The following is a 23,648-nucleotide window of genomic DNA, read 5'->3' on the forward strand; positions in this document are numbered from 1 at the left end:
CAGGTGGGTGGCACTCAGGCCATGCGGGTCAGCAGGTCTGCGGCCGCGCTGACGGCGATCGTGGCCGGCTCCTTGCCGGTCAGTGCGGGCAGTCCGATCGGGCATCGGATGGTGTCGATGGTCTCGAATGAGAAGCCTTCGTCGGCGAGGTTCTTGCGGAAGCGCTGCCATTTGGCCCGCGAGCCGATCAGCCCGATCGAGCCCAGATCGCCTCGAGCCAGGGCAGCCGAGCACAGGTGCAGGTCCTCGGCGTGGTCGTGGGTCATGATGAGCACGTGGCTGCCGGGCGGAAGCCCGATGAGCACTTCCTCGCCGACGACGGCGAACTCCCGACGGATCCGCGCGACCGGCGACTCGAGGCCGTCGAGGGCCTCGAGCTGTTCGGGCCGGGAGTCGGATACGACGAGGTCGAGGTCGTGTCGGCTCAGTATCCGGGTGAGTTCGAGTCCGATGTTGCCGATGCCGAAGATCGCCGCCGAGGCGGGCACGGGCAGCGGTTCGAACAGCACCGTGACCTCCCCGCCGCAGCACTGACGACCGTATTCGGCAGGGGCCTTGTCGTTGAGCCGCAGGGTCAGCATCTCCGGACCCGACTGGCCGGCGGCCAGCAGTTCGCGGGCACGGGTGAGTCCCGTCATCTCGAGATTGCCTCCGCCGATGGTTCCAAACAGGTCATCGGCGGTGACGATCATCTTCGCTCCGGCCTCGCGCGGGGCGTGGCCGCGCACCGAGGCGAGAGTGACGAGGACGGCGGGCACCCGAGCCCCGCGGAGCTCGGCTGCGGTGTCCATCCAGGTCATGACGGAACTCGGTGTCCTTCCGCTTCGGCCGGGGACTCGGCCGCCGTGGTCCGGGAGCGGACGTCCTCGATGGCCCAGAACACCTGCTCGGGGGTGGCCGGGGAGGCCAGCCGCACCGAGGAGCCGGGTGCGCCGAAGGCGGCCACGGCCTCGCGCAGGGCCTCGCGGACGGAGAAGGCGAGCATGAGCGGGGGTTCGCCCACGGCCTTCGAACCGTAGACCGCGCCCTCCTCGTGGGCCTTGTCCAGCAGCGAGATGTTGAAGACCTCGGGGGCTTCGGAGAAGCTCGGGATCTTGTAGGTGCTCGCCGCCTGCGTGGCCAGGCGTCCCCGGCTGGGCTTGTCGGAGTCGTCCCAGCGCAGATCCTCCAGGGTCAGCCATCCTGCGCCCTGGACGAATCCGCCCTCGATCTGGCCGAGGTCGATGAGCGGAGACAGGGAGTCCCCGACGTCGTGGACGATGTCGACGCGGCGCAGAGTGTAGGAGCCGTCGAAGCGGTTGACCTCGACCTCGGAGACCGCGGCGCCGTAGGCGAAGTACTTGAAGGGCTCGCCGCGCATCTGCGACAGGTTCCAGTGCAGGCCCTCGGTCCGGTAGAAGCCCGAGGCCGAGAGCTGGATGCGCTGGAAGTACGCGGTGTTGATCAGCTCCTCCCAGCTCACGGACTTCGACGAGGACAGAGCGGTGACGATGCCGCGGGAGATGACCACCTCGTGGGCGGGGGCCCCGAGGATGCCCGCCGCGACCTGCTTGAGCCGCTCGAGGATCTGATCGCAGGCGTTCTTCACCGCCCCGCCGTTGAGGTCGGAGCCGGAGCTGGCCGCCGTCGCCGAGGTGTTCGGCACCTTGTCCGTGCGAGTGGGCGCCAGGCGCACGGTCGACAGGGGCACCCCGAGGGTGGTGGCCGCGACCTGCAGCATCTTCTGGTGCAGGCCCTGGCCCATCTCGGTCCCGCCGTGGGTGACGAGGACGGATCCGTCCTTGTACACGAGCACGAGCGCCCCGCCCTGGTTGAAGGCGGTGAGGTTGAACGAGATCCCGAACTTCACCGGGGTGATCGCCAGCCCGCGTTTGACGTAGTCGCTGCCGGCGTTGAAGGCCTCGATCTCGAGCTCCCTGGCCTCCAGGTCGGATTCGCAGATGAGCTGATCCCAGCAGGCCCCGATCCTCTCCGGATGGCGGACCGGCTGATAGTAGGGCGTGTCCTGGCCCTCGGCGTAGAAGTTCCGCCGCCGCAGCTCACGGGCGCTCAGCCCCAGTTTCGGTGCGACCTGGCCGAGGATGTCCTCCATCACGAGCATCCCCTGCGGCCCGCCGAAGCCGCGGAAGGCCGTCTGCGAGGTCTTGTTGCATTTGGCGATGCGACCGACCACGCGGATGTTCGGCACCCAGTAGGCGTTGTCGATATGGCACATGGCCCGGGTGAGCACGGGTTCGGACAGGTCGAGGCTCCATCCGCCGTCGGCGGTCAGGTTCGCGTCGAGGGCGAGGATCCTGCCGTCCTCGGTGAAGCCGACCCTCCACGAGGAGTGGAAGCCGTGGCGTTTGCCGGTCATCGTGATATCGCATGTGCGGTCCAGCCGCAGGCGCACCGGCCGACCCGTCAGTCTGGCCCCGAGTGCCGCGACCGCGGCATAGCCGTGGGGCTGCATCTCCTTGCCGCCGAATCCTCCGCCCATGCGCAGGCACTGCACGGTCACCTCGTGGGCGGGGATGCCGAGGACGTGGGAGATGATGTCCTGCGTCTCCGTCGGATGCTGGGTCGAGGACTGGACGAAGATCTGCCCGCTCTCGTCGACATGGGCCAGGCAGGCCTGGGTTTCGAGGTAGAAGTGCTCCTGACCGGCGAACTCGAACTCGCCCTCGAAGACGTGGGCGGCGTCGGTCAGGGCGGAATCGACCTCGCCCTTGTCGATCGTCAGAGGCTTGCCGTGGTAGCTGTCGGCCGCGATCGCTTCGCGCACGGTCACGAGCGAGTCCAGGGCATCGGTGTCGGCGACGACCGCCGCCGCTGCCTCCTTCGCGGCCTCGAGGCTCTCGGCGAGCACCCAGGCCAGCGGCTGGCCGTAGAACATGATCTCGTCTTCCGGCAGCATCGGCTCATCGTGTTTGACGCCCTGGTCGTTGACGCCGGGGATGTCCGCGGCGGTGATGACCCGAACGACTCCGGGCACCCGGTAGGCGCCTTCGACGTCGAGCGAGTTCAGTCGGGCGTGGGCGACCGTCGACTGCACAGGGTAGGCGTGGAGGACGCCGGTCAGGCGTCCGACGAGGTCGTCGGTATAGAGCGCGGATCCGGTGACATGGCCGAAGGCGCTCTCATGGGGGTGGCGTTCGCCGACGATCGGGTCGGCGGGGCGCTGGGACAGCTGGCTCATCACTTGACCTCCTTGCTGGTCGCGGCCATGCGGCCGAGCTGCTCGGCATAGAAGCGTTCGAGCGAGGACCTCAGCATCGCCGTGCGGTACTTCGCGCTCGCTCGGTGGTCGTCCATCGGTGTGCCCTCGGCGGCCAGGGTCTCGGCCGCTGCATGCACGGTCTCGAGGCTCCAGGGGCTGCCTTCGAGTCGGGCTTCGGTCGACAGGGCCCGCAGCGGGGTCGCCGCGACTCCGCCGAGGCCGATCCGAGCCTTGGTCACGGTTCCGTCCGTGACATCGACGGCATAGCCGATGGCCACCGAGGAGATGTCGTCGAAGCGGCGCTTGGCGATCTTCTGGAACGACGTCAGCGGTGCCAGCGGCTGGGGGATGCGGATGGCGGTGATGAGTTCATCGGCCTCGCGCACGGTCTGCCGATAGCCGGTGAAGTAGTCATTCAGCTCGACGATCCGCTGGCCCCGCACCGAGGTGAGCACGAGCTTCGCCTCGAGTGCCAGCAGCGCCGGTGGGGCGTCGCCGATGGGCGAACCGGTGCCGAGGTTGCCCCCGATCGTGGCGCCGTTGCGGATGAGGCGGGAGGCGAACTGCGGGAACAGCTTGCCCAGCAGCGGGATCTCGCCGGCGAGGTCGCGCTCGAGTTCGGACAGCGTCGAGGCCGCTCCGAGCTCGATGTCCTCGCCGTTGCGGCGGATGCCCCGCAGTTCGGGCAGACGGTCGATGGCGAGCACCGATTTCGCGCGTGCTCCCTTGATGTTGACCTCCACGCCCCAGTCGGTGGCCCCGGCGACGACGGTGACATCGGGTTCGGCGGCGAGGATGTCGAGTGCCTCGGTGAGCGTGGCCGGTCGCCGGTAGCGGCCGAATTCGCCCCCGGCAGTGTCGGCGCAGTGGAGATCGGTGGCCGCCGAGGCGGGGGCCGGCTGCTCGCGTCGTGCGGCGATCGCGTCATCGGCCTCGGGCTGGCCGAGGGCGTAGGCGGCGTCGCGGATGGGGCGGTAGCCCGTGCAGCGGCAGAGGTTGCCGGACAGGGAGTGGAGATCGAAGCCGTTGGGCCCGCAGTGATGATCGGAACCCCCAGCAGCGCCGGCGACGGCATCGGCCGCGCGTTCGGGCCGGTAGTATTCGGCGGCCATCGAGCAGATGAAGCCGGGGGTGCAGTAGCCGCACTGGGATCCGCCGCGCACCGCCATCTCCTCTTGGACGGGGTGGACGCCCTCGGCGTCGGCCAGCCCCTCGGCGGTGATGACTTCTTGGCCGTCGAGTGCCGCTGCCGGCAGCAGACAGGAGTTGATCGAGGTCCAGCGGGTGCCGCCCTCGGCATCGGGGCGGGCGATCATGATCGCGCAGGCCCCGCATTCGCCCTCCGCACAGCCTTCCTTGGCGGCGGTCAGGCCTTGGCCCCGGAGGAAGTCCAGGGCGTTCATGTGTGTCGGTCCGTCGAATTCGCGGGTCTCTCCGTTGACCGAGACCTCGGCGATCGAGCGGTCTGTCGTCGTCGCAGACATCGCATTTACCTCCTGCGCCTCTTCGCTGAGACGCACCATGCATGGTTGGAGCGCTTGCTATGTTCTTCGAGACTTCTGGTTATCCATGCGAACAGCAGTGAAGAACATCGTCGTGTCGCCGGCGGCAGGTCTCGCCGCCCACGGCGATGTCCTCATTCCCCGTGTGCGATCTGCCCCTTCGGCCAGGCTGTGATCTCACTCATATTGCTCATCCTCCCAAGATAGCCGAAATCGGTCCGCGAACGAAGTACAGGACGAATCCTGCCGAGACCACCCACAGCAGCCAGTGGACATCGCGGCCGCGTCTGCTCATGACATGGATGAGGGACCAGGAGATGAATCCGACGCCGATGCCGTTGGCGATGGAATAGGTCAGCGGCATCGTCACCATGGTGAGGAAGACCGGCAGCGAGGTGCGGAAATCGCTCATGTCGATCTCTTTGACCTGCGTGACCATCATCGCGCCGACGACGACGAGGGCAGCGGCTCCGGCCTCCATCGGGATGACTCCGATGAGCGGGGCGAAGAACATCGACACCAGGAAGAGCACACCTGTCACGAGCGCAGCGAAACCGGTCCTGGCGCCCTCTGCGATTCCGGCCGCAGCATCGACGAAGACGGTGTTCGACGAGGCCGAGGACGCACCGCCGGCAACTGCGCCGAGCCCCTCGACGACGAATGCACCGCGGATGCGGGGGAACATGCCGTCGCTCGTCTGGAGCCCGGCCCCGCGTGCCAGGCCCGTCATCGTTCCCATCGCATCGAAGAAGTTCGTGAATACGAGGGTGAAGACGAGCATCGTCGCGGCCAACACGCCGATCCGCTCGAAGGAGCCGAAGAGGTCGAAGGCGCCGAGCAGTCCGAAGTCAGGCACCGCCACGATCTGGCCGGGCAGCTCGGGCGCGCTGAGGTTCCAGCCCAGCGGGTCGGGATCGACGGGATCGCCGACGGTGCCGAGCTTGGCGAACGCCTGGATGATCATCGCGATGACCGTGGCCACCGCCATGCCGATGAGGATCCCACCGGGCACCTGCCGAGCCACGAGCGTTCCGATGATGATGAGCGCGACGACGAACACGAGAGTCGGCAGAGAGGCGATCGAACCGTCCTGGCCCAGCTGGACGGGCGGCCCGTCCGGAGTGCGGGTGACGAATCCGGAGTTGACGAAGCCGATGAAGGCGATGAACAGGCCGATGCCGACTGTGATCGCGACCTTCAGCGCGTGGGGTACGGCGTTGAAGATGGCCGTGCGAATGCCGGTGGCGCCGAGGACGACGATGATGACGCCGTTGATGACCGTCAGCCCCATCGCCTCCGGCCAGGTGACCTCTCCGACCACGGAGACGGCGAGGAAGGAGTTCATGCCCAGGCCCGCAGCCAGGGCGAAGGGCAGACGCGCGACGACTCCGAAGAGGATGGTGATGACACCCGCGACGAGGCCGGTGACCGCGGTCAGCTGGGCGAAGTCGAGCGAGTTGCCCACCACGTCCTCGGATCCGCCGAGGATGAGCGGGTTGAGCACGACGATGTAGGCCATCGCGATGAAGGCGACGATGCCTCCGCGGATCTCCTGTCTGATCGACGAGCCGCGTGCTGTGATTTCGAAGAATCTGTCCAAGAGACCAAGTCTGTCGGACGCGGTCTTCACCGCTGTGGTCTGGTCGTTGTCAGCCATTGAGATGGGACCCCTTGATCTGTTCGATTTGGTCAGCCTGCGACTGCGTTGTCACAGGCTCTGCGCCTTGAACGTGCGCATAGGAATAGATCGGCTCCACAGGGAACCGTGATTCCGCATCCCGGAAACCTATTTCTATTCCATCGGCATAGTCTGCTCTGAGGGAGAGGCTGTGTCAAACATCACATCCTGGCACGGATCGGGCCGAACTGACCCCAACCAGTCCTGCGACACAGCAAAACCCCTGCTCAGCGATGAGGCTGGCAGGGGTTCCACATGGCGGTGGCGGTGGGATTTGAACCCACGGTAGGGGGTTGCCCTACACGACATTTCGAGTGTCGCACCTTCGGCCGCTCGGACACGCCACCGCCGACAACTGTACAGCGCTGCACTTTCGGCCGCCAAATCGAGATTCCGTGAGGTGGGCCACTGCCGCCAGCCGGCGTCACCTCCGGTCGGCGAAGAAGTCCCGCAGCAGGCTCCGGCTCTCCTCGGCCCTCACCCCGGAGGTCACCTCGGGATGGTGGAGGGCGGCACGGTCGCGCAGCAGATCCCACACCGAGCCGACGGCACCGGCCTTGTCGTCGAAGGCCCCGAAGACGACCCGGGCGATGCGGGCGCCGACGGCCGCTCCCGCGCACATCGCGCAGGGTTCGAGGGTGACCACGAGCGTGCAGTCATCCAGGCGCCACCTGCCCGCGGCCTCCGCGGCGGCCGAGATCGCCATGAGTTCGGCGTGGCCGAGCGGATCGCCGTCGACCTCCCGCCGGTTGTGACCGCGGCCGATCACGTCCCCGCGCCCGTCGACGACCACGGCGCCGACGGGCACGTCGTCATGGGCCGGAGCCAGGACCGCCTCGGCGAGGGCGAGTCCCATCCATTCCGCGTCCCTTGCGCCTCCCGCGCCGGGACCGGGGATCAGCGGGCGGCCTCGAGCTGGTCGGCGAAGCCCACGGCCTCGCCGACGTGGGCGACGACGCGGGCCGGGTCGGACCGGTGCGCCTCGACCTGGTCGATGAGCACCGCGGCGGCCACTCCCCGGTCGGCGTAGATGTCGGCGTCTCCGCCCCATTCGGCGTCGGGGTCGAACTCGAGCATCTCGACCTCGTCGTCATCGGACTCATCATCGGTCTCGTCCTCGTCGATGCCGAAGTCCTCCTCGGGCTCTGCTTCGTAGGCATCGGGGCGGGAGTCGAGGAAGTCGGAGAAGATCGGGGCGAACGGGCTGGCCTCGACCGCGGCGAGATCGGAGAGGAAGACCTTGATCTCGTTGTTCTCGCACAGGCGCACGAGGCCGAACCATTCGTCCTCGTGTTCGATGACGGCGACCGCTTCGCCGTCGTCTCCCGAGGCGGCGCGCATCATATCGGCCAGATCGTCGAGGTCGTTCGCATCGCCGACATCGACGTCGAGGGCTCGGAAGCCGTCGCCGGAATCGGCCAGGATCTCAGTGAAATACGACATGCTTCCATTGTGGACGCTCCCACCGGCGTTGACCACTGCCGCATGCCCGGTTCTCCCGTAACATTTCGGGTATGCATCTTCACGCAGCAGATCACCCGCTCATCGCCCACAAACTCACCGTCCTGCGCGATCGAGACACGGACTCCGCCCGCTTCCGGCAGCTCACCGAAGAGCTCGTGATGCTGCTGGCCTACGAGGCCACGCGCTCACTGGCCGTCGAGGACAAGCAGATCTCGACGCCGGTCTCGGACTTCACCGGCACCCGCATCGCCGAACCGCGGCCCATCGTGGTTCCGATCCTGCGCGCCGGACTGGGCATGCTCGACGGGATGCTGCGCATCCTGCCCACTGCCGAGGTGGGCTTCCTCGGCATGGTCCGCGATGAGACCACGTTCGAGCCCAGCGCCTATGCCGACCGCCTGCCGGAGGACCTCACCGGTCGACAGATCTTCGTCGTCGACCCGATGCTCGCCACCGGCGGCACCCTGGCCATGGCCATCGACTTCCTGCTCGCCCGCGGCGCCCGCGACGTCACCGCCGTCTGCCTCGTCTCCGCCCCCGAGGGCGTCGAGCGCATCGAACGCGACTACAGCGACGCCGCCGAGGTGAAGATCTACACCGCGGCCTTGGACGAGCGACTCAACGAGAAGGGCTACATCGTCCCCGGACTCGGCGACGCCGGGGACCGGATGTACGGAATCGTCGACTGAGCATCCGGACTCAGCCTTTCGTCATATTTCGTCACAGTCGTCTCATTTTCGCCCGCGTCGTTGCAACCGCTTCGTTTTGTGACAAATAATGAAGCCATGACTTCACCGATCCGTTTGATGCGAATGTCCGCAGCAGCCATGTGTATGCGCTGCGTTCGCGGTCGGTGATCACCCTCCCGCTGTCCGGCCTCGAACGAGTACACGCACCCATCAGCAGCGGACTCATTCAGTCACATCGACCCGATGGTCGGAGCAAAGGACAGTCATGCCGAATCCAGAACCCGCCTACGTCCACCCGCGCAGCGCAGTGGCCACCCGACGCGCAGGAGCCAGGTTGAGCGCAGTCGACCCGCAGAACGCCCCGCACACCTTCGGACCTGCCGGTGTCGTTCCCTCCCCGAAGGCCGCCCGCGGCGTCATCGTCTACATCGGACTCGACGAGTCCAAGGCCGCCGCCGACGGCACGAACCTCTCCGCCATCGCCGGTGAGCTGCAGGCCTATGCGAAGGAGCTGGCCAGCCAGGCCGAGACCCAGGCCGTCATCGCCCTGGCCCCGGAGGGCCGGGGCAGCGACATCGACGCCGTCCGCGCCGTGGCCACCGGCTCCCCCGCCGCGACCGGCGCACCGGCGGCCACCCACGGACCCGTGCGGTCGAGGATCCCCAACCGCATCCACCCGCCGACCCTGCGGGAGGACACCGCCCCGGCGCCCGTGTCCCCCCGCGGCTTCGGCGGCCGGGCCGGCGATGTCTACACCGATGCCGCAGGTGAGCGCCTGCGCATCGACATCCCGCGTCGCGAAGTCCGCATCGATGGTGAGCTCGTCGACGTGACGACGAAGGAATTCGACCTGCTCGCCACCCTCGTCACCCACGCCGATGAGACCCTGCCCCGCGAGGAGCTGATCAGCGCCGTCTGGTCCGACGGTGAGGTCCCCGACGAGCGCACCGTGGACGTGCACATCCGCCGCCTGCGCCGCCGCCTCGGCGAATACGCCTCGGTGGTGCGGACGATGAGGGGTTCGGGCTACCGCTACGACACCCACCCGGACGTCACCGTCTGGAGCGCCACCGCCCGGCACTGAGTCCTCCTCGGCCCGGCACTGAGTCCTCCTCGATCCGGCGTCCCCGGGCCTGTGAGCCGCATCGCACCGCCCACCCAGCCCGAAGCCAGACTTCCCGGTTATGATCATTGATCGATGAACCAGGCACTTTCACCGGCGCGCAGAAGGCCCCATCCCGCCAAGGGCATCACCGCATTGATCTTCGGGATCCTCTATGCGGCGTTCCTGCTTCTCCACGATCTGCTGCCGACGAGGATGGGCATCGCCCTCATCGTCGAGTCGCTCCTGCCGTGGACGGGGATCTTCCTCGCCCTCGTGCTGCTCATGACCCTCATCCGATTCTCATGGCTGTCGGTCATCGGCCTTGTCATCTCCGCGCTCGTGTGGACGGGCATGTTCGGGCCCGCGCTGCTGCCCAACCAGTCGTCCGGGGACGCGGATCTGAAGGTGGCCACGCACAATGTGGGCGCTCGGATGCCGCAGCCCACGGCCGCGGCGCAGAACCTCGTCGACCAGGATCCCGACATCGTCACGATCCAGGAGCTCGAGTCCCTGTCGGGCAAGATCATCCACAAGGAGCTCGACTCCGCATTCACCCATGCCCGGGTCGTCGACACCATCGGAGTCTGGTCGAAATGGCCCATGTCCGAACCCGAGGAGGTCGATCTGGGACTGCAGTGGCCGCGTGCGTTCGCGACCACGATCTCGACCGATCACGGTGATATCCGCTTCTACGCCGTGCACATGCCCTCGGTGCGCCCGGGGCACGAATCGATGCGCAACGCCGCCCTGCGTCGCCTGTCCACGGTGGTCAAGACCGACTCGGCCGATCACGTCATCGTCGCCGGGGACTTCAACACAGCCTCGACCGACGGCAATCTGTCGACGCTGGTCCCCCAGCTCGAGGACTCCCGGGAGCAGGCCCGAGGCGGCTTTGGCTTCACCTGGCCGGCGCGGTTCCCGGTGACCCGGCTCGATCATGTCCTCTACCGCGGCTTCGACGCCTCCTTCGACGAGGTCCTCGAGCGCGGGTCGAGCGACCACCGAGCCGTGCTCGCCGGGCTGGATCTCAAGTAGGCCCTGGGCCGATGCGGGTCTCGGGCTGCCTCAATTGGTGCACTGACCGGTCGGCTGGGCGGTGGAACTGTTGGCCCCGGCCTCGAGCTCGTCGGCGATCTCGGCGCGGGTGAGCGCATAGCCGGTCTCGGAGTCGGTGGCCGAACGGGCGAAGACCATGCCGACGACATCGCCGTTCGAGTCGAGCAGCGGTCCGCCCGAGTTGCCTTCGCGGACGATGCCGCGCACCGAATAGACCTCGCGGACGACCGAGTTCGAATCGTAGATGTCGAGGCCGCGGGCGCTGACGGTCTCCCGCACCCGTGTCGGTGAGATCGTATAGGGGCCGTTGGCGGGGAAGCCGACGACCACGGAGTCGTCACCGGGACCCAGACCGTCGCCGAAGTCGAGGGCGGGAGCCTCGAGTTCGGGCACCCGGAGAACGGCCACATCGGCCTCGGCGTCGAATTCGACCACCTCGGCGGAATAGGGCCGTCCCCGACCGGCGGCCTGGACGGCCAGTTCCGAGGATCCGGCCACGACGTGGGCATTGGTGGCCACGAGTCCGTCGCGGTAGACGAAGCCGGACCCTTCCGAACCGGCGGGGCAGGTGGTGGCCGTGGTCGTGATCTTGACGACCGATTCCTCGACGCCTCGACCGACATCGATCATGGCCTCATCGGGCTCTCCCACACCGCGGATCTGTTCGGGCTGGCCGGAGAACACCTGGGGGAATCCGGTGGCGTTGAGCCCCTCGGCCAGCCCGCCGAGAGCCGTCTGGGACGAATACGGGATGGTCCGGTCGATGGCTGCGATGACCGTGGAGTCGGCGACCCACCGGTTCGGTTCGACCAGTGGGGTGGTGCGGATGAATCCCGCGGCGAGCCAGACGACGAGGACGTAGACGATGCCGGCGGTGATGGTGCCGCCGATGGCGTCGATGCCCTGCCCCAGATCCGAGTCCATCGAGCGTTTGATCCACGCCCCGATGCCGCTGCCGGCGAAGGCGAAGAGGACGCTGAGGACCAAGGGCATCGAGGCGAGCAGCATGAGCACGCCGGGGTTCTCCATCGCCGCCGTGCCCTCGCTGAGCGATTCGACCAGCGGTGAGAGCAGTCGCCCGACGATCCACCCGGCCACGAAGCCCGCGGCCGTGCCGAGAGCGGTGATGAGTCCCTGGCGGAAACCGGCGAACAGCGTGCCGATGCCGAGGACGATGAGGACGATGTCGACGACGGTCACGGCGGATTCACCGTGCTGGACGTGCGGCGGCGGCCAGCAGCCGGTCGCGGGTGTCTGAGAACCGTTTGAGCTCGGCCCGTTCGATCATGCGCTCCTGGTCGCCGCCGATGCCGGCGAGCACGCGCATGCGGGTGGTCGACAGCTTGCCCGAGAGTCGGATCATGGTCCGCATCTCCTCCTTGCCGCCGGGGAACGAGGCCGCCCAGCGGCGACCGTTCTTCCGTCCCTTCCAGGTCCCGAGCATGTCGACCTCGGCGTGGGTGAGCCAACCGGAGTTCGCATAGTCGCCGAGCATGTTCTGGGTGTGCATCCTCTCGCTGCGACGCAGGACCAGGCCGAGGGCGACCCAGGCTCCGGAGAGGATGAGGCTGAGGACGATGAGACCGATCCGGTTGACGATCTCGGGGAAGGCCCCGAGCAGGGCCATCGTGCCGTTCCAGAAGCTGTGCAGCACCATGCCGAATACGAGACCGGGCAGCCACATCAGGATCAGCGACCACCACGGCCATTTGCGTGCGGCGAAGCCGATGGTCACGCCGGCGCAGGTCGAGAACGCCGTGTGCAGCAGCGGGGCGCACAGGCACCGCAGGATGAAGATCTCGATCAGCCCTTCGAACTGGTTCTCGTTCCAGGCCCCGCCGAGGTAGAGGATGTTCTCCGTGAAGGCGAATCCGGCGCCGATGAGGGCGCCGTAGACGAGGCCGTCGAGGGGGCCTTCGAAGTAGCGGCGAGCCGCGAGGACGATGACGACGAGGAGGACGGTCTTCGTCGACTCCTCGACGACCGGGGCTTGGAAGACCGCGCCGATGATGCTGGGCACCCCGTCGATGCCGACCATGTAGAGCGCGATGTCGCTGAACAGGGAGAAGACGAGGGTGAGGATGACTGCGGCGACGGCGCCCCAGAGCAGGCAGATGCCCAAGAGGATCTTCGGCTGCGGTTTCCACCGATCCAGCCACAGCACATAGGCGATGATGCCGATGAGCGGGACCGCCGACAGCCCGATGAGGGCGAACAGGCGCAGACCGAAGCTCAGTCCGCCCAGCAGCGCCATGAGCAGCAGGCCGCCGAAGAGTGCGACGAGGACGACGATGCCGATGGCGAGCCGGATGATGTTCTCGGTCGAACCGGGCTCGGTCTGCGGCTGGGACTGTCGCACCGCTCCGGTCCACGGGGTCTCGGTGACCATCTGCGGCGGGGCCTGCATCCCGGCGCGCATCCGCATCTCCTGGGTCACGGTCGGAGCGAACCGCGGCTGCGCATAGACACGGGCGGACACCGGCGGCTGCCACTGCATGGGCGGCTGTCCCGGCATCGGCGGCTGCCCCTGCATAGGTGGGCCACCCGGCATCGGCGGCCGCCCCTGCTGCTGGGGACGGGGTCGGAACCGCTCATCGCTCTGCTGGGGCGGCACCTGTCCGGACTGCGGCATCGCCTGGGCGGGCGGAGGACTCGGGTTGACCGGAGCCTGCACCTGGGGAGGCTGGGGACGCCACAGCCCGGGCCTGTTCGGTCCCTGCGAGCCGGGACCGTTCTGTGCCGACATAGATCGTCCTTCTTCAATCGGGGGAAAGTACCGCTGATTCCAAGTTTACGGTCGAACATCGACGACAGGGGCACGTCGCTGTGTCCGTCCAGCAACACCTCAGCCGACTGACACCTCCCGCGAAGGCCCGATCATCGGCCGACTCGAACGCTTTCGGCTGTGGATTCAAGGCCACGCAGTCACTGCCGCGGCGAGACTCCCGACCACTCAGGCGACCGGATGCGGCCGATTTCCGCACCACTGGCCGTCCCGAACCCGGAGCGCACACCGCAGACTCAAGCGCATTTTCCTGTGGATGCTCGACCTCCTTTCCACAGGCGATCTGCAGACTCTGGCCGCCGAGCAGGGGCTCCATGTCGAATCGAAGCATGACTGCTTTCAGACTCGCTTCGCGGTACACCGCACTGCTCCTGACCGTTCTCACTGTGGCCTCGCTGATCGGGCTCGGCCCCGCTCTGGCCGCAGGCCCTCCCTCCGGACTCGGCGAGGTACCGGTGCTCACGGCTCCGAACGCCTACGGTCCGGGCATCTGGCATCATGCGAAGGCCGGCAAGACGTGGTACGGCTCATACCGGACCTTCCCCGACACCTCGGCCTACTGCATCGATGCGGGCAAGAAGTCGCCGCTGTCGAAGTACTTCAGGGGCGCGACGTCCGAACCGGCCACCTCCGCACAGACGGCATGGGCACTGCACGAATACGCGGATTCGAAGTCGAAGGACGTCCAAGCCGCCCTGAGTGCCATCGCCCGGCTCGACAAGACGCTCCCCCATGACCACAAGGTGCCGCCGCAGAAGCCCGCCGACCTGGGCAGGAAGTTCACCGGCGCGGCGAAACAGCACTCGTCGATACTCACGAAGGCGAAGAGGTACGCCGGGCCCTACACCCTCCACGTCAGCCTCGAGCCGGTCCTGAGGATGCCCGTGCTCGAACCCCACACCGCCCCGGAATCCGACACTTCTCCTGACTCCTGGGCTTCGGTTTCGAACGACACCGATGCGAAGGAACTCGGCTCCAAGGACTCCGAGGCACCCGATCGCGATACGGGCGGTGACAAGGACGAGGGCAGGATCCTCGGCACGCCGACCGATGAGGCGAGGCTGACGATCTCTCTGACCAGCGCTTCCGCGGCACAGGTCCCCGACGTTCCCGTCACGCTCGGCGTCGACGGGGCAGAGGACCCTCCGGAGACGCTCACCACCGGAGGCGAGGCCGTGACCACGACCCTGCAGGCGAGCACACCGGGCACCCTGTCGGTGACCGCCTCGGCAGAAGTCGCCCCGCAGACCGTGCGAATCTTCGAACCGACGACGGGCACCCGTGTCCAGCGGGTCGTCACTCCGGACGAACCCGACACGGTCACAGGCAAGGCGTCGCTGAACATGAGCTCGCAGCCGAAGGTGACCACGGAGATCTCCGACCAGACGCCTGCACCCGGCGATGCCGTCACCGACGAATTCACCGTCTCCGGCCTCATCGGCGACCACACCGTCACCGTCGAACACACCCTGTGGCAGACCACGACAGAGCCGAAGCAGGGCACGAAGAACGACGATGCCCGCGAAATCGGGTCCGTGACCTCGAACGACGTCGGCAACGGCACTCACACCTCCGGAGAGGTCACGGTGCCCGAGGACTTCCGCGGCTGGCTCTACTTCACCGAGACGATCGCCGAGGACGAGGCGACGAAGGAATGGAAGGGCGTCCACGGCCAACCACGGGAGACCGGGTTCGTCCCCTGGACCCCGACCGCCGACACCGAGGCGGTGCTCGAAGGAAAGCAGACCCACGACGAGGTGGCCGTGACCGGGCTTCGACCCGGTTCCGAGGCCATCATCACCGTCACCGCCTACCACGTAGAGACCGAACCCGAGCAGTCGCAGAAGCCCCAGGGCAAGGAACTCTCGGCGCAGGACGTCACCATCGTCGCCGATGCCGAAGGTCGGGCCGAGATCAGCACTGAGCCGATCGATATGCCCGTCGGCTGGGTCACCTTCGTGAGCGAGATCGAAGGCAGCGACGTCAACGCCGCATGGATGAGCGACTGGGGCGTGCCTGCCGAGACCGTGCACCGCCCACCCGAGGAGAAGCCGAGCACTCCCCCGGCACCGCCCGCACCGCCGGAGGAACCGAGCACGCCGCCGGAGAAGCCGACCAGCCCGCCGGCTCCGCCCGAGCAGCCGAGCACACCTCCGGCCCCGCCCGAACAGCCAGAACAGCCCGCGGCTCCCGAGGCCCCGGAGAAGCCCGAGACCCCACCGGTCGCCGAGACCCCTGCGGCCCCGGCCCCGACGGCCGAGCTGCCACGCACCGGGACCACCGGCAACGGCATGCTCATCGGCTTGGGCATCGTCCTCGTCGGACTCGGGACCACGGTGCTGCTGATCTCCGGCAGCCGTCGCGAGAACGACTGAGAAGTGAGCTCAGGGGTGTTCTTCGCCGATCGTCCCGGAGAGAACACCCCCGGCCCGCAAGACCGCCGCCCCACGCAGCGCCAGGTCGCCCAGTCTGTCATCGAGTGCAGCGAGCATCGAACTCGTATCACCGAGCTCTCGCATCACTGCCAAAGCTGCGCGGATCTCGTGTATGCCGTACCCGCCGGACCGCAGCGCCGCAGTGATCCGCGCGTCTCTGATCGCTTTGAACCGATAGAGACGCGCGGTTCGAGGTCCGGAACCCACCCGGTCCGGAGCGGTCAGTCCCTCTGACTCCCAATATCGCAGCGTGGATGCTCCCACCCCAATTGCCTCAGCAAGTTCGGTGATCGTCATCGATTCGTGGGTCGGCTCACCCCCACGCTCGTCGCCAGTCTCGGATTCGACGCTGGCCTCGGACTGAATCGAGAGCAGCATCGAGCGTGCCGCAACGACCTGACGTCGAAGCTCGTCCACTTCGGTCACTGTGCTGGTGAGCAGGGCGATCGCCTCCTTGGGATCGAGCCGCGGCAGTTCGGTCATCACCGATCGAGCAGCCACAGGGCCAATGGCGAAAGCAAGATCACGGTATGCCGACAACGCACTGACATGAACCCCTGAGTATCGCCGGTAGCCGTTGTCTTCCCGTGCGGCCGCCGGAATGACACCGCGGGATTCGAGCTGGCGAACCTGCTGCACCGAATACCCGCTGAGCGAAGCCACGTCCGCGGTGCGCAGAGTGACCACCCCCAGCATCAAACCCGACATAAGCACTTCAAGTGCACACTTGAACCATGATCATGCACGAGATCATCGACCGATTCCACAGTCTCGATGGACTGCTCCACATCGCCCCCGAGCCGGACAGCCCCCTACCCCGAGCTGGTCTGGGGAGACCACTTCTTCTATTTCGCCCCTGATGGAGAAGTGCCTGCGAACACACAGCCCTTCGCCACCATCACCACCAAGGACTACCCCGATGACACAGCCTCCAGGCTGTCTGCGCCCGACCGATGGAGACTCAACCTCCACATCGGGCGCGCCCGATTCTCCGAGCTCGTCGACGAACCCGGTCCCGACACCGAGGCGGACACCTTGGATCGCCAGTCCGTCGCAGACACAATCCACCCCCACCCGCTCTACAGCAGGCAGGGGTGGATTGCCGTGGTGAATCCGGCCGGGAACACGGAGCACCAGCTCTCTGAACTCCTCATCGCCGCCCACACCGATGCTCGGCGTCGCTGGGAGCGAGCTCACCGGCAAGGGCAGGACCGCCTCGGCGGGGATCCTCAGTCCTGGACCCAGGTCTGCGCCCAGGCGCGGGCGCCGTTCATCATCAGACCGACATCGGCGCCGACGAGGACGAACGAGGCCCCCGCCTCGAGGTACTTCCGAGCCTGGTCGGGGTCGAAGGCGTTGACGCCGACAGGTTTGCCCGCCGCACGCACGGCCTCGAACGTCCGAGCCACCGCGTCCGTGACCTCGGGATGCGTCTGCTGGCCGAGCAGGCCCATCGACGCGGCCAGGTCGGACGGGCCGACGAAGACCTGGTCGATGCCGTCGACCGCGGCGATCGCTGCGGCGTTGTCGACCGCGGTCGCCGATTCGATCTGCACGGTCAGGGACAGGAGCTCCTCGGCCCGGGACAGATAGCCGTCCACGGCGTTCCAGCGTGAGGCCCGGGCCAAGGCCGACCCCACCCCGCGCACACCCCTGGGCGGATAGCGGACGGCGGCCACGGCCGCCTCGGCGTCGGCTTCGGTATCGACCATCGGCACCAGCAGGTTCTGGGCGCCGAGGTCGAGGAACTGCTTGATCACGACCCGATCATTGACCGGCACCCGCACCACCGGGGTGGCCGGGTAGCCATTCATCGCCCGCAGCAGCGAGGTCGTCGTCTCGAGGCCGATCGGAGAGTGCTCGGCATCGATGAGCACCCACTGCATCCCCGAGGCCGCGGCGATCTCGGCAGCCACGGGCGAGCTCGAGCACACCCACATCCCGGCCAGGTGCCGGCCCTCGTCCAGGGCCGACACACGCTCGGCGAAGGTCTGCGGAAGGTCTAGACGAAACGACATGTGATGGCTCCCAACTCTCCGTAGTCGGCATGGACGGTGTCACCGGGATGGACCCACATGGGGCGGGTGAACGACCCGGCCAACACGGTCTCCCCGGCCGGCAGCACATCGCCGTGTTCGGCGAGCTTGTTCGCCAGCCACACGATGCCGCGGGCCGGATGGTCGAGCACGGCGGCGGCGACTCCGGAGTCCTCGATCGTCTCGTTGCGGTAGAGCAGCGCATTCACCCGGCGCAGGTCGACGGCGTCGACGGCGACCGGGCGACCGCCGAGGACCATCGCGCCCAGGGCCGCGTTGTCCGAGATGGTGTCGACGATCGTGCGCCCGTCCATCTCGATGCGCGAGGACAGGACCTCGAGCGCGGGAACCACGTACTCGGTGGCCCGCAGGACGTCGAAGAGGCTGACATCGGGTCCGCGCAGCTCCTGACGCAGGACGAAGGCGAGCTCGACCTCGATGCGCACTCCCGAGTACTGGGAATGGTCGATCACGGCCCCGGTGTCATAGACCTGATCGGCGAAGATCGCCCCGTAGTCGGGTTCGGAGATCCCCGTGGCCTGCTGCATCGGCTTCGAGGTCAGACCGATCTTGTGCCCGTACAGTCGGCGGCCCGCGGCCTCACCGCGCCGACGCCACTCGTTCTGCACCGCATAGGAGTCCTCGACCGTCATGTCCGGGTACTTCGCGGTCAGCAGCCCGATCTTCTCGCCGGTCCTCTCCGCCTGAGCGAGATCGTCGGCGATGGCCGCGATCGTTGCCTCATCGAGCATTGTCGTCCTCTCCTCCCAATCGATGGCCGCGGTTCACAGCTGATGGCCGAGCTTGAACTCGTCCTCACCGTCATCGGCGCCCGAATGCGCGCCGAATCTCGAAGCCGCATCTTCGCGACGGGTGTAGGAGAACCCGTCCGCGCCGATGGTCACCTCCATCTCGGAGTCGTCGGTGCGTTCGACGACCGGCATCGGGGTGCCGTCGAGGTCGAGGACGAGCGAGGCGTCGGTGTACCAGGAAGGCACGACCGGGTTGCCCCACCAGTCGCGGCGCTGATTGTCGTGGACGTCCCAGGTCACCCGCGGGTTGTCGGGGTCACCGGTGTAGTAGTCCTGGGTGTAGACCTCGATGCGGTGGCCGTCGGGGTCGCGCAGGTAGAGGTAGAAGGCGTTCGAGACTCCGTGACGCCCGGGTCCGCGCTCGATCGTGTCCGACAGGCGCAGCGCACCGAGCTTGTCGCAGATGGCGAGGATGTTGTGCTTCTCATGGGTGGCGAAGGCGACATGGTGCATGCGCGGTCCGTCGCCTCCGGTCATCGCGGTGTCGTGGACGGTCGGCTTGCGACGCATCCACGCCGCATAGACCGTGCCCGCATCGTCCTGGATGTCCTCGGTCACGCGGAACCCGAGCTTCTCCATGTAGTCCACGGCCTTCGGCACATCCGGGGTGACCTGGTTGAAGTGATCGAGACGGACGAGCGCACCCGGCGAATACAGGTCGTAGCGCCAGGCCAGACGCTCGACGTGCTCGACGTCGTAGAAGAATTCGTACGGGAAGCCCAGCGGGTCCTGCACCCGCACCGAATCGCCGATGCCCTTGACGAAGCCGTCCCTGTTCCGGCGGACCTCGCAGCCGAGCCCGCGGTAGTACGCTTCGGCGCGGTCGACGTCTTCGGGGCTGCGCACCCGGTAGGAGAACGCGGCCACGGCGGCGGTCGTCCCCTGCCGGAGGATGAGGTTGTGGTGGATGAACTCCTCCATCGACCGCAGATACACGGCGTTCTCGTCCTCCTCGGTGACCTGCAGGTCGAGCACGTCGACGTAGAAGTCGCGGGACTTCTTCAGATCGGTGACGATGAGTTCCATGTACGCGCAGCGCAGCACGTCCGGCGCCGGTGCCGTGGGGGTGGGAATGTTGTCAGACATTGTCGCAGGAGCCTTTCGATTACTTGCCGAAGACCGGGTTATGGACCTCGCCGAGGTTGATGTGCACGGACTGCTGATCCGTGTAGAAGTCGATCGACCGGTATCCGCCCTCGTGACCGAGTCCCGAGGCCTTGACACCGCCGAAGGGGGTGCGCAGATCGCGGACGTTGTTCGAGTTCAGCCACACCATTCCGGACTCGACGGCCTGCGAGAAGTTGTGCGCCCGCTTGAGATCCGAGGTCCAGATGTAGGCGGCGAGACCGTACTGCGTGTTGTTCGCCAGCTCCAGGGCCTCCTCATCGGAGGAGAAGGGGGTGATCGCGACGACGGGTCCGAAGATCTCCTCCTGGAAGATCCGGGCATCGGGACTGACATCGGCGAAGACGGTGGGCTGAACGAAGTTTCCGGTCTCGAAGCCCTCCGGGCGTCCGCCGCCGGCGACGAGACGGGCCTCGGTCTTGCCGATCTCGACGTAGGACATGACCTTCTCGAAGTGCTCGGGGTGGACCAGCGCAGCCACCTCGGTGGCCTCGTCGGAGGGCAGACCGACCTTCACGCGCTTGGCCTGGGCGGCGTAGCGCTCGACGAACTCGTCGTAGATCGAGTCCTCGACGAGGATGCGCGAACCGGCGGTGCAGCGTTCCCCGTTGAGCGAGAAGACGCCGAAGATCGTGGCATTGACGGCGGCCTCGAGGTCCGCATCGGCGAAGACCACGGCCGGGGACTTGCCGCCGAGCTCCATCGACAGACCTTTGAGCCACGGTGCGGCATTGGCGAAGATCGTCTGGCCGGTCTTCGACTCTCCGGTGAAGGAGATGAGCGGGACATCGGGGTGCTTGACCAGGGAATCACCGGCGAAGCCCTCTTCGCCGAAGCCGTTGACCATGTTGAACACGCCCGTCGGCAGACCGGCCTCTTCGAAGATGCCCGGCCACAGGGACGCCGAGAGCGGGGTGAATTCGGCGGGCTTGAGCACAACGGTGTTGCCGGTCGCGATCGCCGGGGCCAGCTTCCACGACTCGAGCATGAACGGAGTGTTCCAGGGAGTGATGAGTCCGGCGACGCCGATCGGCTTGCGATTGACGTAGTTGGCCTGGCGGCCCGGAACCTTGAAGGCGTCGTCGACCTGGGCGACGATGAGGTCGGCGAAGAAGCGGAAGTTCTCCGCGGCCCGGGCCGCCTGGCCCTTGGCCTGAGTGATCGGCAGCCCGGAGTCGTGGGACTCCATCGCAGCCAGTTCTTCCTTGCGGGATTCGACGATGTCGGCGATCCGGCCCAGGATGCGGGCGCGCTCACGCGGCAGCATCTTCGGCCACGGACCTTCGTCGAAGGCGGTCTTCGCCGCGGCGACGGCGGCCTCGATATCGGCCTTCTTGCCCGAGGAGGCCTTGATGTAGGCCTCGTTGGTCACGGGATTGAGGACATCGAATTCCTCACCGTCGATCGAGTCGACGAACTCTCCGCCGATGTAGTGGCGGATCTTCTCCGGCAGGCTGACCGGCGGGGTGGTGGACGCTGTCATGACTTGTCCTTTCCTGAGGGTGTGCCCGATTGGGCGTTCTGATAGCTGTGCAGTGTCGCCGAGCGGTGCTCGCGCACGGCGGTTTCGATCTCCTGCGCCGAGGCACGGGCGCGGATGAGGGCAACGATGCGGGAATGCTCGTCGACCGATTCCAGGGCGCGTTCGGGCACGAAGGAGAACGTCGAGTCGCGCAGATGCGAGAGTCGGTCCCATTCGAGCCCGACCAGGGTGCGCAGCCGCTCGTTCGGGCACCGGCGATACAGCCTCTCGTGGAACTCGTGGTTGAGACGGGTGAATTCGGCCGGCTCGAAGTCGGCCAGCAGCGCCCGCATCCGATCGTTGATCGCCTCCGCCTCCTCGAGGTCACCGGCGCCGAGGTGGTCCCTGGCCTGTGCCATGGCCGCACCTTCGAGGATCGCGACGGCCTCCATCGACTGCGCGTAGGAGCCCTGGTCGACCATGGCCACCCGTGCCCCGACATTGCGTTCGAAGGTCACGAGCCCATCGGCCTCGAGCCGACGGATGGCTTCGCGGACCGGCACCACCGAGGTGTCGAGCTCGAGCGCGATCTGGGCGAGCACGAGTTTGTGCCCGGGCTGGTAGGTCTGATCGGCGATGCGTTCGCGGATCCACCGGTAGGCCGCCTCCGCCTTGCTCAGCGAGGTCGGGCCGTCTGTCCTGCCGGCGGCGGGCGCTGAGGTCTCGGTGCTCACCGTGAGGCCTTCCAGTCCTCGAACTTCGCCTTCCATTCGCCCTTGGGCGGGAAGAGGCCCTCGATGGGGTGGCCGGCCGCGACCTGTTCGGCGACCCAGCCGTCCTCGGTCTCCTTGGCCAGGGCCGCATCGACGACCTCTTCGGCGAGATCGCGGGGGATGACGATGGCTCCGTCGTCATCGGCGACGATCACGTCTCCGGGCAGGACGGTGGCGTTGCCGCAGGCCACGGCCACGTCCGATTCCCAGGGCACATGCCGCCGACCGAGCACGGCGGGGTTCTTGGCGGTGGCGAACACGGGCAGGATGCCGGCGACCTCGGCGGAGTCGCGGACTCCCCCGTCGGTGATCACGCCGGTGGCGCCCTGCGACTTCGCCCGCAGGGCGAGGATGTCGCCGAGTGTGCCCGACCCCGATTCGCCGCGGGCCTCGATGACGACGACCTCGCCGGGCCTGATGGAGTCGAAGGCCCGCTTCTGCGCGTTGTAGCCGCCGCCGTGGGATTTGAAGAGGTCCTCACGGTTGGGCACGAAGCGCAGGGTCTTCGCGGTGCCGACGATCTTCGAGCCCGGCTCCAGAGGGGCCACGCCCTCGATGACGACGTTGTTGAGTCCCCGCGCCCGCAGCTGAGCCGACAGCCCCGCGGTCGGAGCCTCGGTGAGCTTGGCGACGAGCCCTTCGTCCAGGGCGGAGGCTGAGGCGCTGCCGGGCTCGGGGGCCAGGCCGGCGGCCTCACGCGAGCCCCAGGCGTCGACGGTCAGCGACTCGTCGATCGCCGGGAGGCTGCCGAGCTCGGCATCGAAATCCCCGGGGCCCTCGACGACGGTGGTCTTCAGTCGTCCGGAGCTCAGCTGCGCCCCTGTCTGCGCCGAGGTGGCCGTGACCTCGACCTCGACCGTGTCGCCGGGGGCGACGACCGAGGATCCGGCGGGCGTCCCGGTGAGAATGACGTCATCGGGTTCGAGGCTCAGATGCTGACTGAGATCGGCGATGATCCGCGGCAGGCTGAAGATCAGCTGCCGGGCGCTCGTTCCATCGTCCTGGGCCACCTCGCCGTTGACCCAGGTGCGGATGCGCAGGGAGTCCGGGCCCGCCTCGGCGGCGGGGATGAGTTCGGGACCCAGCGGAGTGAAGCCGTCCCGGCTCTTCGAGCGCACATTCGAGCCCTTGTCCGCGGCCTTCATGTCGTAGAGGCCGAAGTCGTTCGAGGCGGTCACCCCGGCCACATGGGACCAGGCCTCGGCCTCGGTGACGCGGCGGGCGGTGGCGCCGATGACGACGGCGATCTCGCCCTCGAAGGCCAGCAGCGAGGTCCCCGCCGGCCGTTCGATCGTCTCCCCCGTCGCGGCCACGGAGCTGCCGGCCTTGAGGAAGTAGGACGGCTGTGCGGGCCGCTTCCCGCGCTGGGCCGCACGGGACTCATAGGCCACATGGACGGCAATGATCTTGCCCGGACGGGCGGGAACACCAGGAGTCGACATCGAACTCACACCTCATTTCGATTGGCTTCACCACAGATCGTATATGATACGGTTCCCGAGAACAAGTAATCCAGGACACAGCGAA

19 protein-coding genes, 1 tRNA gene and 1 pseudogene are annotated in these 23,648 nt (G+C 67.4%); 5 read left to right on the forward strand and 16 right to left on the reverse strand.

The window, feature by feature from the left end:
- Nucleotides 1-14: 14 nt before the first annotated feature.
- The 7 genes from xdhC to IG171_RS12715 form a co-directional block, all read right to left on the reverse strand.
- Nucleotides 15-800 (reverse strand): xanthine dehydrogenase accessory protein XdhC, encoded by a 786-nt coding sequence (xdhC, locus tag IG171_RS12685; protein ID WP_212127787.1) that lies wholly within the window; start codon nt 798-800, stop codon nt 15-17.
- A complete protein-coding gene (gene xdhB, locus IG171_RS12690) occupies nt 797-3,178 on the reverse strand; it encodes a xanthine dehydrogenase molybdopterin binding subunit (protein ID WP_212127788.1) in 2,382 nt (793 codons plus the stop codon). Before xdhB ends, xdhC begins: the two co-directional genes overlap by 4 nt.
- Nucleotides 3,178-4,683 carry an FAD binding domain-containing protein gene (locus tag IG171_RS12695; RefSeq protein ID WP_212127789.1) on the reverse strand — a complete coding sequence of 502 codons (1,506 nt, stop codon included), beginning with the start codon at nt 4,681-4,683 and terminating at the stop codon, nt 3,178-3,180. The genes xdhB and IG171_RS12695 overlap by 1 nt, the downstream gene beginning before the upstream one ends.
- A gap of 208 nt (nt 4,684-4,891) precedes the next feature.
- Complete coding sequence (locus tag IG171_RS12700) at nt 4,892-6,358, reverse strand: NCS2 family permease (protein WP_212127790.1); 1,467 nt, start codon at nt 6,356-6,358, stop codon at nt 4,892-4,894.
- A gap of 277 nt (nt 6,359-6,635) precedes the next feature.
- Nucleotides 6,636-6,726, reverse strand: a tRNA-Ser gene (locus IG171_RS12705).
- A 77-nt stretch (nt 6,727-6,803) separates the two neighbouring features.
- Entirely contained in the window at nt 6,804-7,235 is a 432-nt protein-coding gene (locus tag IG171_RS12710; protein WP_212127791.1) for a nucleoside deaminase, read from the reverse strand.
- 41 nt (nt 7,236-7,276) lie between these two features.
- Nucleotides 7,277-7,822, reverse strand: a complete 546-nt coding sequence (locus IG171_RS12715) for a tRNA adenosine deaminase-associated protein (RefSeq protein ID WP_212127792.1) — start codon at nt 7,820-7,822, stop codon at nt 7,277-7,279.
- Nucleotides 7,823-7,893: 71 nt separating this feature from the next.
- On the opposite strand from IG171_RS12715, the gene upp reads away from it, so the two are divergent.
- The 3 genes from upp to IG171_RS12730 all read left to right on the forward strand — a co-directional run bounded on the left by upp (nt 7,894) and on the right by IG171_RS12730 (nt 10,672).
- Nucleotides 7,894-8,532: a uracil phosphoribosyltransferase gene (gene upp, locus IG171_RS12720; protein ID WP_212127793.1), complete on the forward strand. Its 639-nt coding sequence runs from the start codon at nt 7,894-7,896 to the stop codon at nt 8,530-8,532.
- Nucleotides 8,533-8,797: 265 nt separating this feature from the next.
- Nucleotides 8,798-9,616: a winged helix-turn-helix transcriptional regulator gene (locus IG171_RS12725; RefSeq protein WP_212127794.1), complete on the forward strand. Its 819-nt coding sequence runs from the start codon at nt 8,798-8,800 to the stop codon at nt 9,614-9,616.
- Nucleotides 9,617-9,730: 114 nt separating this feature from the next.
- Nucleotides 9,731-10,672, forward strand: a complete 942-nt coding sequence (locus tag IG171_RS12730; protein ID WP_212127795.1) for an endonuclease/exonuclease/phosphatase family protein — start codon at nt 9,731-9,733, stop codon at nt 10,670-10,672.
- Between the two features lie 30 nt (nt 10,673-10,702).
- Here IG171_RS12730 and IG171_RS12735 read toward each other — a convergent pair whose 3' ends face one another.
- Nucleotides 10,703-11,893, reverse strand: a complete 1,191-nt coding sequence (locus tag IG171_RS12735) for a MarP family serine protease (protein ID WP_212127796.1) — start codon at nt 11,891-11,893, stop codon at nt 10,703-10,705.
- Nucleotides 11,894-11,900: 7 nt separating this feature from the next.
- Nucleotides 11,901-13,439: a PrsW family intramembrane metalloprotease gene (locus IG171_RS12740; RefSeq protein ID WP_249203678.1), complete on the reverse strand. Its 1,539-nt coding sequence runs from the start codon at nt 13,437-13,439 to the stop codon at nt 11,901-11,903.
- A 368-nt stretch (nt 13,440-13,807) separates the two neighbouring features.
- On the opposite strand from IG171_RS12740, the gene IG171_RS12745 reads away from it, so the two are divergent.
- A complete protein-coding gene (locus tag IG171_RS12745) occupies nt 13,808-15,853 on the forward strand; it encodes an LPXTG cell wall anchor domain-containing protein (RefSeq protein ID WP_212127797.1) in 2,046 nt (681 codons plus the stop codon).
- Between the two features lie 9 nt (nt 15,854-15,862).
- Here IG171_RS12745 and IG171_RS12750 read toward each other — a convergent pair whose 3' ends face one another.
- Nucleotides 15,863-16,621, reverse strand: coding sequence for a MerR family transcriptional regulator (locus IG171_RS12750; RefSeq protein ID WP_249203679.1), 759 nt, complete (start codon nt 16,619-16,621; stop codon nt 15,863-15,865).
- A gap of 66 nt (nt 16,622-16,687) precedes the next feature.
- Here IG171_RS12750 and IG171_RS19085 point away from each other — a divergent pair.
- Nucleotides 16,688-17,050, forward strand: a pseudogene (locus tag IG171_RS19085) (DUF6194 family protein); the annotation flags it as partial.
- A gap of 92 nt (nt 17,051-17,142) precedes the next feature.
- Here the strand turns inward: IG171_RS19085 and IG171_RS12755 are convergent.
- Genes IG171_RS12755 through IG171_RS12780 form a run of 6 tightly spaced genes read right to left on the reverse strand, consistent with a single transcriptional unit; the run spans nt 17,143 to nt 23,563 of the window.
- Nucleotides 17,143-17,931, reverse strand: coding sequence for an HpcH/HpaI aldolase/citrate lyase family protein (locus tag IG171_RS12755; RefSeq protein ID WP_212127798.1), 789 nt, complete (start codon nt 17,929-17,931; stop codon nt 17,143-17,145).
- Nucleotides 17,916-18,701, reverse strand: coding sequence for a fumarylacetoacetate hydrolase family protein (locus IG171_RS12760; RefSeq protein WP_212127799.1), 786 nt, complete (start codon nt 18,699-18,701; stop codon nt 17,916-17,918). The genes IG171_RS12755 and IG171_RS12760 overlap by 16 nt, the downstream gene beginning before the upstream one ends.
- Nucleotides 18,702-18,734: 33 nt before the next feature.
- The gene (hpaD, locus tag IG171_RS12765; protein ID WP_249203680.1) at nt 18,735-19,847 is read right to left on the reverse strand and encodes a 3,4-dihydroxyphenylacetate 2,3-dioxygenase; all 1,113 of its coding nucleotides are present in this window, start codon (nt 19,845-19,847) and stop codon (nt 18,735-18,737) included.
- A 19-nt stretch (nt 19,848-19,866) separates the two neighbouring features.
- Entirely contained in the window at nt 19,867-21,369 is a 1,503-nt protein-coding gene (gene hpaE, locus IG171_RS12770; protein ID WP_212127800.1) for a 5-carboxymethyl-2-hydroxymuconate semialdehyde dehydrogenase, read from the reverse strand.
- Complete coding sequence (locus tag IG171_RS12775) at nt 21,366-22,082, reverse strand: GntR family transcriptional regulator (protein WP_249203681.1); 717 nt, start codon at nt 22,080-22,082, stop codon at nt 21,366-21,368. Before IG171_RS12775 ends, hpaE begins: the two co-directional genes overlap by 4 nt.
- Nucleotides 22,079-23,563 carry a fumarylacetoacetate hydrolase family protein gene (locus IG171_RS12780; RefSeq protein WP_212127802.1) on the reverse strand — a complete coding sequence of 495 codons (1,485 nt, stop codon included), beginning with the start codon at nt 23,561-23,563 and terminating at the stop codon, nt 22,079-22,081. The genes IG171_RS12775 and IG171_RS12780 overlap by 4 nt, the downstream gene beginning before the upstream one ends.
- Nucleotides 23,564-23,648: the final 85 nt, after the last annotated feature.

The organism is Brevibacterium sp. SMBL_HHYL_HB1 (assembly GCF_018208375.1).
Taxonomy (GTDB): domain Bacteria; phylum Actinomycetota; class Actinomycetes; order Actinomycetales; family Brevibacteriaceae; genus Brevibacterium; species Brevibacterium intestinavium.

Coding starts and splice junctions, on each gene's coding strand:
- IG171_RS12745 (WP_212127797.1), top strand. CDS start 13,808: ATGACTGCTTTCAGACTCGCTTCGCGGTACACCGCACTGCTCCTGACC.
- xdhB (WP_212127788.1), bottom strand. CDS start 3,178: ATGAGCCAGCTGTCCCAGCGCCCCGCCGACCCGATCGTCGGCGAACGC.
- IG171_RS12715 (WP_212127792.1), bottom strand. CDS start 7,822: ATGTCGTATTTCACTGAGATCCTGGCCGATTCCGGCGACGGCTTCCGA.
- IG171_RS12750 (WP_249203679.1), bottom strand. CDS start 16,621: ATGTCGGGTTTGATGCTGGGGGTGGTCACTCTGCGCACCGCGGACGTG.
- IG171_RS12740 (WP_249203678.1), bottom strand. CDS start 13,439: ATGTCGGCACAGAACGGTCCCGGCTCGCAGGGACCGAACAGGCCCGGG.
- IG171_RS12730 (WP_212127795.1), top strand. CDS start 9,731: ATGAACCAGGCACTTTCACCGGCGCGCAGAAGGCCCCATCCCGCCAAG.
- upp (WP_212127793.1), top strand. CDS start 7,894: ATGCATCTTCACGCAGCAGATCACCCGCTCATCGCCCACAAACTCACC.
- IG171_RS12700 (WP_212127790.1), bottom strand. CDS start 6,358: ATGGCTGACAACGACCAGACCACAGCGGTGAAGACCGCGTCCGACAGA.
- IG171_RS12780 (WP_212127802.1), bottom strand. CDS start 23,563: ATGTCGACTCCTGGTGTTCCCGCCCGTCCGGGCAAGATCATTGCCGTC.
- IG171_RS12710 (WP_212127791.1), bottom strand. CDS start 7,235: ATGGGACTCGCCCTCGCCGAGGCGGTCCTGGCTCCGGCCCATGACGAC.
- hpaD (WP_249203680.1), bottom strand. CDS start 19,847: ATGTCTGACAACATTCCCACCCCCACGGCACCGGCGCCGGACGTGCTG.
- IG171_RS12760 (WP_212127799.1), bottom strand. CDS start 18,701: ATGCTCGATGAGGCAACGATCGCGGCCATCGCCGACGATCTCGCTCAG.
- IG171_RS12725 (WP_212127794.1), top strand. CDS start 8,798: ATGCCGAATCCAGAACCCGCCTACGTCCACCCGCGCAGCGCAGTGGCC.
- IG171_RS12755 (WP_212127798.1), bottom strand. CDS start 17,931: ATGTCGTTTCGTCTAGACCTTCCGCAGACCTTCGCCGAGCGTGTGTCG.
- xdhC (WP_212127787.1), bottom strand. CDS start 800: ATGACCTGGATGGACACCGCAGCCGAGCTCCGCGGGGCTCGGGTGCCC.
- hpaE (WP_212127800.1), bottom strand. CDS start 21,369: ATGACAGCGTCCACCACCCCGCCGGTCAGCCTGCCGGAGAAGATCCGC.
- IG171_RS12695 (WP_212127789.1), bottom strand. CDS start 4,683: ATGTCTGCGACGACGACAGACCGCTCGATCGCCGAGGTCTCGGTCAAC.